Source organism: Sphingomonas gei, assembly GCF_004792685.1.
Classification (GTDB): domain Bacteria; phylum Pseudomonadota; class Alphaproteobacteria; order Sphingomonadales; family Sphingomonadaceae; genus Sphingomonas; species Sphingomonas gei.
Map to the genome: position 1 here is coordinate 16,288 of NZ_SRXT01000002.1, position 13,866 is coordinate 30,153.

The 13,866-nt window shown below is 67.6% G+C and carries 10 protein-coding genes; 5 read left to right on the top strand and 5 right to left on the bottom strand.

Going from position 1 to position 13,866, the window contains the following annotated elements:
• Positions 1 to 6: 6 nt before the first annotated feature.
• Positions 7 to 1,164 (top strand): LLM class flavin-dependent oxidoreductase, encoded by a 1,158-nt coding sequence (locus E5A73_RS04190; RefSeq protein WP_135962570.1) that lies wholly within the window; start codon positions 7 to 9, stop codon positions 1,162 to 1,164.
• Between the two features lie 67 nt (positions 1,165 to 1,231).
• Here E5A73_RS04190 and E5A73_RS04195 read toward each other — a convergent pair whose 3' ends face one another.
• Positions 1,232 to 3,601, bottom strand: coding sequence for a TonB-dependent receptor (locus E5A73_RS04195; protein ID WP_240700015.1), 2,370 nt, complete (start codon positions 3,599 to 3,601; stop codon positions 1,232 to 1,234).
• Positions 3,602 to 3,907: 306 nt separating this feature from the next.
• Here E5A73_RS04195 and E5A73_RS04200 point away from each other — a divergent pair, with 306 nt between their 5' ends.
• From E5A73_RS04200 to E5A73_RS04210, 3 genes are read left to right on the top strand one after another with little or no spacing between them, the layout of a single operon-like run.
• Positions 3,908 to 7,051: an intermembrane phospholipid transport protein YdbH family protein gene (locus tag E5A73_RS04200; protein WP_168355799.1), complete on the top strand. Its 3,144-nt coding sequence runs from the start codon at positions 3,908 to 3,910 to the stop codon at positions 7,049 to 7,051.
• A 26-nt stretch (positions 7,052 to 7,077) separates the two neighbouring features.
• Entirely contained in the window at positions 7,078 to 7,254 is a 177-nt protein-coding gene (locus E5A73_RS04205; protein WP_240700016.1) for a YnbE family lipoprotein, read from the top strand.
• Positions 7,254 to 7,625, top strand: coding sequence for a YdbL family probable chaperone protein (locus E5A73_RS04210; RefSeq protein WP_135962572.1), 372 nt, complete (start codon positions 7,254 to 7,256; stop codon positions 7,623 to 7,625). Before E5A73_RS04205 ends, E5A73_RS04210 begins: the two co-directional genes overlap by 1 nt.
• Positions 7,626 to 7,724: 99 nt before the next feature.
• Here E5A73_RS04210 and E5A73_RS04215 read toward each other — a convergent pair whose 3' ends face one another.
• From E5A73_RS04215 to E5A73_RS04225, 3 genes are read right to left on the bottom strand one after another with little or no spacing between them, the layout of a single operon-like run.
• Entirely contained in the window at positions 7,725 to 9,254 is a 1,530-nt protein-coding gene (locus E5A73_RS04215) for a DHA2 family efflux MFS transporter permease subunit (RefSeq protein ID WP_135962573.1), read from the bottom strand.
• A 10-nt stretch (positions 9,255 to 9,264) separates the two neighbouring features.
• Positions 9,265 to 10,410 (bottom strand): HlyD family secretion protein, encoded by a 1,146-nt coding sequence (locus E5A73_RS04220; protein ID WP_135962574.1) that lies wholly within the window; start codon positions 10,408 to 10,410, stop codon positions 9,265 to 9,267.
• Positions 10,403 to 11,875 (bottom strand): efflux transporter outer membrane subunit, encoded by a 1,473-nt coding sequence (locus E5A73_RS04225; RefSeq protein ID WP_135962575.1) that lies wholly within the window; start codon positions 11,873 to 11,875, stop codon positions 10,403 to 10,405. The genes E5A73_RS04220 and E5A73_RS04225 overlap by 8 nt, the downstream gene beginning before the upstream one ends.
• Positions 11,876 to 11,976: 101 nt before the next feature.
• On the opposite strand from E5A73_RS04225, the gene E5A73_RS04230 reads away from it, so the two are divergent.
• The gene (locus E5A73_RS04230) at positions 11,977 to 12,597 is read left to right on the top strand and encodes a TetR/AcrR family transcriptional regulator (protein WP_240700018.1); all 621 of its coding nucleotides are present in this window, start codon (positions 11,977 to 11,979) and stop codon (positions 12,595 to 12,597) included.
• Here the strand turns inward: E5A73_RS04230 and E5A73_RS04235 are convergent.
• Entirely contained in the window at positions 12,594 to 13,763 is a 1,170-nt protein-coding gene (locus E5A73_RS04235) for a phospholipase D-like domain-containing protein (RefSeq protein ID WP_135962577.1), read from the bottom strand. The genes E5A73_RS04230 and E5A73_RS04235 overlap by 4 nt on opposite strands.
• Positions 13,764 to 13,866: the final 103 nt, after the last annotated feature.

Here is a 13,866-nt window from a genome sequence, read left to right on the forward strand (position 1 = left end):
GTTCGCATGACCATCGATTTCTACTGGCGCCTGCCCAGCCATGGCTGCCACGGCAGCCTGCGCGACACCGCTTATGACCGTGGCGACTGGTCGCCCGCCAGCCCACGCAATGTCGCCCCGGGGCTCGACCGTAACGGCGAGGACGACGGCTTCCGCTATGTCGACCACCTCAGCGCGATCGCCAAGGCGGCCGAGAGCGTCGGCTTCATCGGCGGGCTGATCCCGTCCTTCCCCAACACCGACGATCCTTGGGTGATCTCGCCCTTGCTCGCACGCGAGACCAAGGCTTTTCGCTTCATGATCGCATTCCAGCCGGGTTTCCTGAACCCCGTCCACGCCGCGCGCATGTCGGCGAGCCTTCAGCGTGCGACCGGCGGGCGCACGGTGTTCAACATCATCACCGGTGGCGGCGGCCCTTCGCAGCTCTGGTGGGGCGACAGCTTCAGCCATGACGACCGCTATGGCCGCACGACCGAGTTCCTTGACGTGTTCAAGGGCGTGTGGGGCGGGGAGGGCTTCTCCTATGACGGGCGCTTCTATCAGGTGCGTGACGGCGGGCTCTCGCCATTGCTGGCGCGCGAGGAGATACCCGAGATCTGGTTCTCGGGCTCTTCCGATGCCGCGCTGCAATCCGCCGCGAAGCATGCGGACTATTACCTCTCATGGCTCGAGCCGTTCGACCAGCTCACCGACAAGTTCGCGCGGGTCAAAGAGCGCACCGCAGCGCTCGGCGGCGAACAGAAATGCGCGGTGCGCGTCGACCTGGTGGCGCGTCCGACCGAGGAGGAAGCCTGGGCCGAAGTCCGGGCCGGCTTCGAGAGCCTCAGCCCCGAGCGTCGGCAGCAGGCGCGCGGCGGCCCGACCGATTCGATCGGCGCCGCACGTCAGCAGGCGCTCAAGCCCAGCGAGGCCACGCGCTATGACGAACTGATCGTCGCGCCCAATTTGTGGGGCGGGTTCAGCCTGCTGCGTGGCGGGCCCGCGCTCGGCATCGTCGGTAGCTACGAGCAATGTGCGGCGCGGCTCGACGAACTGATCGCGCGCGGCACCGACGCCTTCATCCTTGCTGGCACGCCGCATCTCGAGGAGGCGTACCGCGTCGGCGAGGAAGTGCTGCCGCTGCTCGGCCGCAGCGAGGGCTTTTTGCTGCAAGCCGCGGAGTGAAGTTGCCAAAGCAATGAAAAGGGCGCCGGTGGTATATCACCGGCGCCCTTTTTGCGCTCTGCGAAGTTCAAAAGCGGACGATGAACGACACCCCGTAGGTACGCGGATCGGCCCAGGCGACGGTATCGCCGGTGATCGCCTGCGCGGGGTTCGCCGCGGGCAGCGCGTGGTTGAGATATTCGGTGTCGAGCACATTGTTGACGAAGGCCGACACCGTGTAGCGATCGTTCGCCGGGGTGTAGCTGATCCGGGCGTTGGCGATCGTATAGCCCTTTTGGGTCAGGAAATAGCGATTCAGGGCGTCTTGCGGGGTGATGTAGTAGAATTGTCGAGAGGTGTAGCGCGCGTCGGCGGCGAGATCGACGCTGCCGCTGCCGCCCAGCGGGATGGTGTAGGTCGCGCTGCCGTTGAGGGTCAGCTTCGGCGCACGGACGAAGCGGGCCCCGGACAGGTCTGCGCCGCCGTTGACGACCTGCAGTTCGTCATATTTGGTGTCGAGAATGCCGACCGCCCCAGTCAGCCGCAGCCCGCCGACCGGCGCCGCCTCCAGCTCGAGCTCGGCGCCGTTGACGTGCGCCTTGGCTGCATTCTGCAGGTACGATACCGTCGCGCCGCCCACGGCGCCGGGGTTGGGACCGACCACGTTGATCTGCACATTGCGATAGTCATAGTGGAAGACGGTGGCATTGAAGGTCAGCCGCCGATCGAACCATTGCGATTTGTAGCCGAGTTCGAAGGCGTCGAGTTCCTCGGGTTCGACCGTGGCGAGCGCGACCGGCAGAGTCGCGGCGGTGTTGAACCCGCCCGATTTCACTCCGTGCGAATATTTGAAATAGAGCAGATTGTCCGGCGCGACGGCCCAAGATGGCGTTACGTCATACGTGAAGGCGTCCCAGGTCTTTCGGAGATCGCCCGAGAAGGTGCCCGCACCGCCGAAACTGCCGGTATAGCTGTCCCACCAATGCGCGTAATTGCTCCACGATGCCGCAGCGGCATTGGCCGAGGCGCTGCGATCGAAATCGAGCGTCTTGGTCTCGCGGGTCCAGCGCGCGCCGACGGTCAGCTTCGCGGCTTCGGTGAAGTCGAAGGTCGCGCTGCCGAATGCCGCGCCGCTCTCGGCCCGGTGGTCGTAGCGGGTCAGGCTATAGGCGGCGGGCGCGGTGCTGCCCGGCTGGGCAAGGACCGAGCCGGCGGGAAGCGTCGCGGAATAGGCGTTCGAGACGATCTTCTCGTTGAAATAATAGAGGCCGAGGATCCAGTTCAGCCGGTCCGCCTGCGGCGAAGCCAGCCGCAGTTCCTGCGTCCATTGCTGGCTGCGCGCCTGGGTGTAGCTGCGCGAGATTTCGAGCGGGGTATAATCACCGTCACCGGCGCCGCGGGTCTTGAAGCGTTCATAGCCGGTGATAGCGGTGAGCGAGAGCCCGCCCAGATCCCAATCGAGATGCAGCGCGCCGCCGAACTGCGAGGAGCGGCCATATTCCCCCGCGTTGGTGCTGATCTCGTCCTTGTCGCTCGATGGCGCATAGCCGTTCCGGAACACGCCGGTGGGGGCGTAGCTGGCGGTGGTCCAATAGGTGCCGTCGGTTTCATAGTCGCGATAATGGAGGCTGAGCAGCGCCTCGAACCCCGGCGTGGGCGCGAGAAGAAACTGGCCACGCACGACATTGTCACGGACGGCGTTGGACTTCTCGCCAGTGAACAGATTGTCGAAACGGCCCTTGCGATCGTCAATGCGTGCCGAGATGCGGGTGGCGAGCACGCCCGGTACGATGGCTGCGCCCACGCCCGCCTCGGCGACCTTGTTGTCGAAGCTGCCATATTCGAGCTTCACGTAATTCTGGTCGACGCCGTCGGTCAGCGAGGGGCGCTTCGAGATGACGTTGATCGCGCCGCCGGTGGTGTTCTTGCCCCACAACGTCCCCTGCGGGCCGCGGAGCACTTCGACGCGCTCGATGTCGAACAGCGGCAGGCCGGTGGCGCTGGCGTTGCTGATATAGACGTCGTCGAGATAGAAGCCGACCGGATTGGCGAGGTCGAGCTGCTGCTGGCCGGCACCGACGCCGCGGATCCACCAGCGCGGACGGCCATGCTGCTGGGTGCCCGCAGATGCGTTGGGCACCAAGTTGAGCACTTCGTTCGCCGACCGCCCGACCCCGCCCTCGGCGAACAGTTCCGGGCTCAGCGCAGTGACGGCGGTCGGCACGTCCTGGAGGCGCTGCTCGCGCCGCTGGGCGGTGACGACGATGTCGTTCGTACCGGCCCGGCCGGGGTCGTCCTCGGGATCGGGAGTCGCGACTTCGTCGGTCTTCGTCCCGGTCCCGGCCTTGGGTTCGTCGCGCGGCGCGGCGACGGCCGGCGTCACCCAGGCCAGCGTCAGAGCCAGCGCGCTCGCGTGCGCGGCGAGAGACAGGAGAGGACGACTGGGCAGGTTGGGCAAGGTATATCCCCCGATGGTTCGGCGCAGTCGCGCCAGGTCGACGAGATGTCAGCAAGGGATGTGCCACAAAGGTAAATATTTGAAATCGCGTCAGTATCCATGCCTCCTGGCGCGATCTCGACGCGTTTGGGTGGTGGTAACCCAACAGCAGCCGACGCCCGCTGCTGCGTCTGCAACACCGGCGAACGGCCGCTATCCGTCGCCAAAAGCCTGCCGGCTTTTGGCTCGTCGGCGCCCCTCGCGCGGCCAGACCCTTGCCGTCGAGCCCAACCTCGCGATAGTGCCCCCGGCGGGAGCTGCGACGGCGTGACCACGACCCTTGATGATGCGCCGGAGCAGGCGAGAGCGACAGCAGCGCCCCCCCGTGCATGGGGGCGGCTCCTGCTCGCGCTGGCGATATTCGTCCTCGTCGTGCTCGCCGCGGCATGGCTGCAGCGACGCACGATCGCGCGCGAGTTCGTCGATCGCGAGCTGCGGCGGCGCGGGGTGGCGGCCGAATATCATATCGAACAGCTCTCGCCGTGGCGCCAGCGGCTGACCGACGTCGTCATCGGCAACTCGCGCGATCCTGATCTGACCGCCGACTGGATCGAGATCGGCACCTCGCTGTTGCCATGGCGCGCGGAAGTGCTCGAGGTTCGCGCCGGCCGCGTCCGGATGAAGGCACGCATCGCCGGCGGCAAGCTCTCGCTCGGCGCGATCGACCGCCTGCTGCCGCCGTCCTCGGGCAAGCCCCTTGCGCTGCCCCACGTCAAACTCGACGTCGCCGACCTCCGGTTGCGGCTGGACAGCGGTCATGGCGTGATCGAAGTCGCCTTGGCCGGACGTGGCCTGCTCGACGACGGCTTTGCCGGCAAGGCGCGGCTGTCCGCGCCCCGGCTCGATCTCGCCGGCTGCTCGGCGTCGGGACTCGCCGGTGCGCTGGACGTGCGGATCGCCAAGGCGCGGCCGACGCTCGCCGGGCCGCTATCTGCGTCACGGCTCGACTGTGCCGATGTGCACGTCGCGGCGCCCCGGCTGACGGTTCAGGCGACGCTGGGCGCCGCGCTCGACAGTTGGGCCGGGGCGGCCGACGTGGCGGTGGCTGGGCTCGAAACCGCGGGTCGGCAAGTCTCCGGGGTCAGCGGGCGAGTCTCGTTCGATGGCGGCGCCAAGGGAACCCGCGGCCGGCTCGCCTTGCGGTCCGGGCGCTTCGCGGCGCCCGAAGTTTCGGGCGGGGCATTGCAGATCGCGGGCGAATATCGCCAGGCGCCGGGCGGCTTGGATTATCGCGGGACCCTGGTAGCGCAGTCGGCGAGCCTGCCTGCCGCGTTGCGCGCCAGGGTCGCCGGCTACCGGACCGCGGGCCAGGCCACGCCGCTTGCGCCGATCGTCGCGCGGCTCGCGCAATCCGCGGCCGACGCGGCGGCGCGTTTCGATGCGAGCGCCGGCCTGTCGTTCGGCATCTCGTCCGCCGGGATCCGCTACAGCGTCCCGCGGCTGGCGCTCGTCACCACCAGCGGCGCACATTTGTCCTTCGATCGCGGCCGGGGGATCACGAGCGGCAATGCGTCGCCGCGCGTCGACGGCACGCTCGTCCTGCGCGGCGGTGGAATGCCCGAGACGATTCTGCGGCTGTCGCAGAAACCGGGGGACGATCGGCTGCGTGGAATCGGCTTCGTCCGATCCTATGCGGCGAGCGGCGCGGCGCTGTCGCTCGCGCGCATCGCAGTCGCCCTGGGGCGGGACGGCGGCACGCTGCAGACCGTCGCGACGTTGTCCGGCCGGCTGGCGAACGGGCGCATCGAGGGGCTGACCTTGCCGTTGGACGCGCGCTGGCGCGGCCAAAGCGTGACGCTCAACCCCGATTGCGTGACGCTGCGTTATCAGCGCATCGCCCTGGCTGGCGCAGTGCTGGCGCCGGGAAGCGTCGCGGCGTGCCCGATCGGCGGGGCAATGGTCGCCATCTCGCCCGGCGCCTTTGGCGGCGGCATCCGACTCGTCCGGCCGGAACTCACCGGGCAGATCGGTGCCAGCGCGCTCCTCCTTGGCCTGGCCGAAGCCAGGGTCGACTTTGCCCGGCGCAGTTTCGCCGGGAGCGGCGCGCGGGTGCGGCTTGGCGGCGAGCGTGTCACGCGCCTCGATGTGGACTCGCTCACCGGCAGCTTCGGCGCCCGTATCGCCGGGACCTTCGCCGGGCTGGGCGGGCAGATCGGCGCAGTCCCGCTGATGATCTCGGGCGCCGCCGGCAACTGGCAGATGCGCGACAGCGCGCTGTCGCTCGGCGGCAAGTTCCAGCTTTCCGATGCGGCGACTCCGCCGCGCTTCCACCCGCTCGCGAGCGACGATGCCGAGCTACGCCTTGCCGACAACCAGATCGTCGCGACCGCCGGATTGAAGACGCCGACAGGGGTGCCGGTCGCGCGCGTCGAGATTCGCCACGATCTGGGGAAGGGGCGGGGTACCGCTGCCCTCCGGGTGGCCGGACTGCGCTTCGCCGAGGGCGGGCTCCAGCCGAGCGACCTCACCCCGCTCACCTTCGGCGTGATCGCCGACGTGGTCGGCAGTGTCGAGGGGCAGGGCGACATCGCCTGGACCGCGGACGGCGTGACCAGCACCGGCCGCTTCGGCACCCGCGCCATGGACCTCGCCGCGGCGTTCGGCCCTGTGCTCGGCCTCGCCACCGATGTGCAATTCACCGATCTGCTCAACATGCGCACCGCGCCGGGACAGCTGGCGACGACGGCCGAGATCAATCCCGGCGTTCCCGTCCGCGACGGCAATATCCGCTTCCACCTGCTCGACAGCCAGCGCGTGCAAGTCGAGGGCGCGCGCTGGCCGTTCGCGGGCGGCGAGCTGGTGCTAGAGCCGACGCTCCTCGATTTCAGCCAGAGCCGCGAGCGCCGGATGACCTTCCAGGTGATCGGCGCCGACGCGGCCTTGTTCCTCAAGGAAATGGCATTCGACAATCTCGACGCCACCGGCACCTTCGACGGAACGCTGCCGATGACCTTCGACGAGAAAGGCGGCCGTATCGAAGGCGGATCGCTGCGCGCGCGCTCCGGCGGATCGCTTGCCTATGTCGGCGAGATCTCGCAGCGCGACGTCGGCTTCTGGGGCAACATGGCGTTCCAGGCGCTGAAGGCGCTCGACTATCGCAGCCTGACGATCGACATGAACGGGCCGATCGCCGGCGACATGGTGACCGAGATCCGCTTCGCCGGGGTGAGCCAGGGCAAGGGCACCAAATCCAATTTCGTGCTGCGTCGGCTGGCCAGGCTGCCTTTCGTGTTCAACGTCCGCATTAGCGCGCCGTTCAAGCAGCTGCTCGACTCGGTGCAATCATGGTACGATCCGAACCGGCTGATCGAGCGCAATCTGCCGGCCTTGCTCCAGGAGCAGGAAGGTTCCGGCGGTGAGGCCGACGCGAAGCCGCCGGTTCAGCCGCGCGAAAGCGAAAAGCTGCGATAAAGGGAGCTGCAATGAGGTTGAAGCGAATGACAGGGCTTTTGGCGATGCTCCCGATCGGAACGACGATCGGCGGGTGCGTCAACGTGACCGCGCCCGACAAGCCGATCGTGATCAACCTCAACATATCGATCACCCAGGAAGTGGTGTATCGCCTCGACAACAAGGCGAAGACACTGATCCAGCAAAATCCAGGGATATTCTGATGCGCCCCATGTTCTTCGCCGCCGCGCTCGCAGCAATCACGCTGATCGCAGCGCCCGCATCCGCCCAGCGTGATCCTGCCTATGCGGCCGCGCGGGCCGCGGGGCAGGTCGGCGAGCAGCCCGATGGCTATCTCGGCGTGGTCGGCGCCTCGACTCCGGCGCTCCAGGCATTGGTCAACAACATCAACATCCAGCGCAAGAAGCAATACACCGCGCAGGCGGCGGCGGGGTCGACCGTCCAGCAAATGGCATTCGTCACCGGATGCAATCTGATCCTGCGCAGCGCGCCCGGCGAAAAATACCAGGCGCCCGACGGCCGCTGGCTGACGCGCGGCGCCGAGGCCCCGGTGCGCGATCCGCGCTGCTTGTAACAAACCCGATCGTCATCCCGGCGAAAGCCGGGATCCAGCGCCACGAATGCTGTCCGTTTTGACCCTGGATCCCGGCCTTCGCCGGAATGGCGTAGGCGCTCAGTGCGCAGCCCCCATCTCCACGGCGCGGGTGGGGCGCGGAGTCAGCCAGATGATCATCGCCGCGAATACGAACACGATCGCCGAGATCAGGAAGATGTGCGTCGTGGCCAGCGCCATCGCTTCCCTGTCGACTAGTTGCGCGATCACCGCGCGGACCTGATCGACCGAGAAGCCCTGCGCCGCCAGCGCGTCGCTGGTGCCCTGGGTGTTGAGCTTCGAGACGATCTCGCTGCGCGCGACCCGGCTGCTATTGTCCCACATCGTCGCCGAGATCGAGGTGCCGATCGCCCCCGCCATCGTCCTCAGGAAGCTCATCACGCCCGCGGCCGACGCCGTCTCTTCGGGTTCCACCGCGGCCAGCGCGAGCGTGGTCAGCGGGATGAAGAAGAACGGCATGCCGAAGCCCTGGAGCAATTGCGGGAAGGCAAGCGTCCAGAAATCGGCGCCGCTGTTCCAATGCACCCTGAGCAGCGACGCCATCCCCAGCCACAGGATGCCGAAGCAGACCAAAGCCCGCGGATCGACCCGCGTCGATAGCTTGGCGACGATCGGCGACATGATCACCGCCGCCACGCCGGTCAGCGCAGTGGCATAGCCCGCATAGGTCGCGGTGTAGCCCATGCTGGTCTGCAGCCATTGCGGGATGATCACCGCCGAAGCGAAGAAGGTCGCGAAGGCGAACGACAGGCTCGCCACCGCCACGCTGAAGCCCCGGTGCCGGAACACCCGGAGGTCGACGATCGGCTGGTCCTCGGTGAGCTCCCAGGCCAGGAACACCAACAGCCCCACCGCGGCGATCACCGCCAGACCGATGATCGTCGGATCGCTGAACCAGTCATGCTCGCGGCCGAGATCGAGCATGATCTGCAGCGCGCCGATCCACAGCAGCATCAATGCCAGGCCGACTCCGTCGATCCGCAGCTTCTCGGTCCTGGTCTCCGATGATGCCAGCATCCGCATCGCGCCGAACGCGCAGAGCGCGGCGACCGGGATGTTGATGAAGAAGATCCAGTGCCACGACCAGGAATCGGAAATCGTGCCGCCCAGGATCGGGCCGAGAATCGGCGCGGTCACCGTGGTCATCGCCCACACCCCCATCGCCTGGGCGCGCTGCTCGGGCTTGAAGATGCGCATCAGCAAGGTCTGGCTGAGCGGCATCAGTGGGCCGCCGCACAATCCCTGCCCGATTCGGCAGGCAACGAGCATGCTCAGCGAGGTCGACAGCCCGCAGAGCACCGAGAAGATGCCGAAGCCGATCATCCCGAAGGTGAAGGTGCGCACCGTCCCGAACCGCGCGGCGAGCCAGCCGGTGAGCGGCACGCACACGGCTTCGGCGACCGCATAGGACGTGATGATCCACGTCCCCTGGCTGGCAGAAATGCCGAGGCTGCCGGCGATGTGCGGCACCGATACGTTGGCGATCGTGGTATCGAGCACCACCATGAAATTGGTCAGCGCGAGCACGGCGCCCGCGATCAACAGGCGCATGCCGGTGAGCGGCGCCGCCACTTCAGCCTTGGCGTTCATCGTGCCGTCCTCAGTTCGCGGAAACGTCGATCTCGGCGTCCATCGAGAGACCGACCCGAAGCGGGTGCGCCTGCAATTCCTTGGGATCGAGCGCGACTCTGACGGGCAGCCGCTGGACCACCTTGATCCAGTTGCCGGTGGCGTTCTGCGCGGGGATCAGCGCGAACGACGAACCGGTGCCGCCCGAAAGCCCGACCACCTTGCCGTGATATTCGACATCGCCGCCATACAGGTCCGAGGTCAGCGTGACCGCTTGGCCGACCTTGACCTGGGTGAGCTGGCCTTCCTTGAAATTGGCATCGACATAAAGCTGGCCGACCGGGACGATCAGCATCAACGGCGTGCCGGGCGCGACGCGCTGACCGATCTGGACGTTGCGGCGCGTGATCACGCCGTCGATCGGCGCGCGGATCAACGTGCGCTCGAGCTCGAGCTTCGCCTGGGCAACCTTGGCCTGCGCGGCGAGCACTTCGGGCGCGCTGGAAGCAGTGGTGCCGCTGATCAGCGCGTCGTTCGCGGCGAGCTGGCCGCTGGCGGCGCCGCGCGTCGAGCTCGCTTGCGCGATGCCCGCGCGGGCCAGTTCGAGATTGGCCCGCGCCGAGGCGAAGGCATTGACCGCCGAGCTCAGTTCGTCGCCCGACACCGCGCCGTTGGGCGCGAGCTTCTGGCGGCGGGTAAGATCGACGCGCGCTTTCTCATACGCAGCCTGCGCGGCGCCGAGCTGGGCGCGCGCGCTGGCGATGTCGGCGCCGCGCGCCTCGACCTGCGAGGCGAGCGCGGCGCTGGTCGCGGTGGCCTGGCCGTATTGGCGGCGCGCCTTGGCCATGTCCGCCTCGGCCTGGGCGAGTGCGATCCGGGCGTCGCTGTCGTCGAGCTGGACGAGTATGTCGCCCTTGCGCACGGCCTGGGTGTCGGAGACGCGGACATTGAGCACCTGTGCAGCGATCATCGGGGTGACGCTGGCGGTGTCGGCGCCGACATAGGCATTGTCGGTGCCGATATGATGGCTGCCGACCAATGCGTACCACCCGCCATAGCCGGCGCCGACGAGCAGCACCGCGCCGGCGATGCCGCCGAGCAGCCGCTTGCGCAAGGTGTTGGGCTTGGCCTGTTCGGTGCGGAATTCGTGGAGCGCTGCGGGATCTGCGTCAGCCATGCGTCGAGTCCTTGGTGGCGGCCGCGGCCGCAGTGTTGCTGGAAAAGCCTCCGCCGAGCGCGCGGACCAATTGGACGTCGAGCGTGAAAGCCCGCGCCTCGAGGTCGGCGACGATCTGGCGGTTCTGCAGCGCCCGGTCTTCGGCGGTCAGCACATCGAGAAAAGTCGAAAGCCCGCCCTCGAAGCGTTGCTTGGCGATCGAATAGGCGGCTTCCGAATCGGCCAGTGCCTGGCGGCTTTCGGAAAGCCGCGTGGCCAGCGCACGCTGGCTGGTCACGGCGTCGGCGACTTCGCGGAACGCCGTCGCGACCAGCCCGTCATAATTGGCGACTGCTTCGTCATAGCCAGCGCGGGCGCCTCGATACTGGCCGGCTAGCTGCCCGCCGCGGAAGATCGGCAGGCTGATCGCGGGGCCGACCTGGCCGAAGGTCGAGCCGCTGTCGAACAGGTTGGACAGGCCGAGTGACTGGAACCCGACCAGCGCGCTGAGATTGACCGACGGGTAGAAGTCCGCGCGCGCCACCTTGATCCGGCTGGCGGCCGCCTCGACCCGAGCGCGGGCGGCGGCAATGTCGGGGCGGCGCCCGATCAGATCGGTGGTGACCCCGCCGGGAAGCGTGCGCGCTACGGCAGGGCCGCCGGGGAGCGCGATCGTCAATCCGCGATCGGGCCCCTTGCCGAGAAGGGCGGCGATGCGGTTGCGGGTCAGCCCGATCGCCTCGTCGGTCGCGGCCAGGGTTGCCCGGGCGTTAGGAACGGCCGAATCTGCCTGCTTGAGTTCGGCGCGGGTATCGAGCCCGGCGGCTACGCGGTCGGCGACGAGCTTCTGCGTCTGGCTGCGCAGGCTGAGCGCCGTCTCCTGCACCCGGTGTTCGGCGGCGAGCCGCGCGAGATCGGCATAGGCACTGGCGATGTTGGTCGACAGCACGAGCCGCGATTGCTCGAGCTCGATCCGCGCAGCATCGGCTTCGGAAGTCGCGGCGGCGAGCGCGGCGCGGTTCTTGCCCCACAGGTCCAGGTCGAAGCTCAGGCTCGCGGCGACGCGGCCGCTGTCGTTCCAACCCTGTGGCACGAACGCCGGAGGGATGCCATTGTTGTAGCTCTGCTTTGCTTCGGTCGCGCTGGCATCGAGCCCGATCGACGGAAGCCGCGCGGCACCCGCCTGCTGGGCATAAGCCTGCGCCGAACGCAGCCGCGCGGCGGCGGCGGCGAGGTCGGGCGAGTCGGTGAGCCCTTCCTCGATCAAAGCAGTCAGTTGCGCATCGCCGTAATCGGCCCACCAGTTGCTCGCGGGCCAGGCCGAGGCCCTAACCGAAGGCGCGAACGTCTGGCGCGCGGCATAGCTGTCGCTGGCGCGGACCTCGGGGCGCGCGCCGAGCTGCGGCACCGGCGCGCAGGCGGAAAACATAAATGGAGTGACGGCGAGCGTTGCGAGAAGCGCGGGCCGGAAACGGGAAGTCATCATGATTTAAATACCGTACTGTAGGGTACGGCAGCGCAGATGGTCCCGGCATCGCGGCTTGTCAATAGAAAATCGTACCCTATAGTACGGTTATGGAAACCCTAATGGAAAAGGCGCCCGGCAAGCGCGAGGCGCGCAAGGAAGAGCGGCGGCTGGCGATCCTCCAGGTCGCCAAGCGCTCGTTCCTCGACAACGGCTATTCGGGGACGTCGATGTCGGCGATTTCGGCCGAGCTCGGCGGTTCCAAGGGCACTTTGTGGAGCTATTTCCCGTCCAAGGAAGAGCTGTTCGCCGCGGTGCTCGATCACGCGACGACCTCCTATCGCCAGGAGCTCGGCGACTTGCTGGCGCCCTCAGCCGATCTGCGCGCGACGGTCTTCGCCTTTGCACGAAGCTTCATCGCCAAGATCACCTCTCCCGAGGCGATGCGCCTGCACCGCCTCGTCTCGGCCGAATCGGGGCGTTTCCCCGAGGTCGGGGAAATCTTCTATCGCCGCGCCCCGCAGCCGACCCAGCAATTGCTCGCCGGCTTCTTCGCCGCGCAGATGGACGCCGCGCATATGCGCCGCGACGATCCGCTAGCGGCCGCGCGCGTGCTGGCCAGTCTGTGCATGGGAGGCGCGCATCAGCGGTTGCTTTGGGGGATCGACACCAGCCCCGGCGATATCGAGGTCGAGGCGCGGTATGCCGCGGATATCTTCGCCCGCGCCTTCGAGATCGCCTAGTTGCGCTCTCGCGGCTGTTGCGGCCCGAAATTGAGCCGCCGCGTGACGTTATAGTCAAGCACCGCCATGACGAAATAGGCCGCGAACTGCTTGACGCGTGTCCACAGGCCGGTCCGGGCCTTGTAGATTTCCGGGGTGATCAGCTCCGAATGGCCGATCTCCTGCTCGACGAAGCTCCGGACATGCGCAGCGAAGGCGCGATCCTCGATCCGCAGCATCAGCTCGAGGTTGAGGAACAGGCTGCGAATGTCGAAATTCGCCGAGCCGATATGGACGACATCGTCGATGACGAACAGCTTGGTGTGCAGCTTGGTCGGCTGATATTCGTAGATCCTGACATTCTTGCGAAGCAGGCCGGCATAGGTGAAATGCGCCGCCCACAAGGAAGCGGTGTGATCCACCTTTGACGGCAGCACCAGCCGCACCCGCCCGCGTTTGCCCGCCCGGTCCAGCCGGCGCAGCATCGCCGGGTTCGGCGCAAAATAGGAGGTGATCATGTCGATCGTCCGGGCGCGTTCCATCTCGCGCTTGACCACCCGCGCCCAGGGCGAGAGCCGCCGCATCGGCCCGCCGAGCAGCCAGCGCGCCGCGCCTTCGGGCTCGCTCCACGAATTGAGCGTCCGCCCCAGTGCGCGCATCGATGCGCGCGGGTTGCTCGTCCAGCGCCATAATGCGTCGAAATAGCCCGCCAGCCGCGCCGCGGCCGGTCCTTCCACCAGCAGGCCGAGGTCGCGCCACGCATCCTGCTCGGGCGTGCCGAAATAGCTGTCTTCGATATTGAATCCGCCGATCAGGACGCGCTCTTCATCGGCGAGCGCCAGTTTCTGGTGGTTGCGCAGCAGATAGCGCCGCCCCCAGCGCGGCACGAAACGGCAGACATGGACGCCGGCGGCGTGCAGCGGATCGAAGAAATGGTGTGCGGCCGCCTGTTCGCTGCCGAGCCCGTCGACGATGAGGTGAACTGCCACGCCGCGTCCGGCGGCTTCGATCAGCGCTGCGCGCACCGCTGCCCCGGCGCCATCGTCGACATAGATGTAATAGAGCACGCGGAGCGACCGTTTCGCCGAACCGATCAGGCCGAGCAGCGCGTCCATCCGCTCGGGTCCCTCGGGTAGCAGGGTCAGGCGATTGCTGTCGACGGTGAAGGGCTTTGACCAAGGATCCATGCGGCGGTCATGGGCTGTGGCCGCGTCGGCGGCAAGGGCAGCGGTCTCGCGGGGCGTATCCGCGGCGGGTGGTCCCGGGGCGACGAACTGGCGTTTTTCTTGA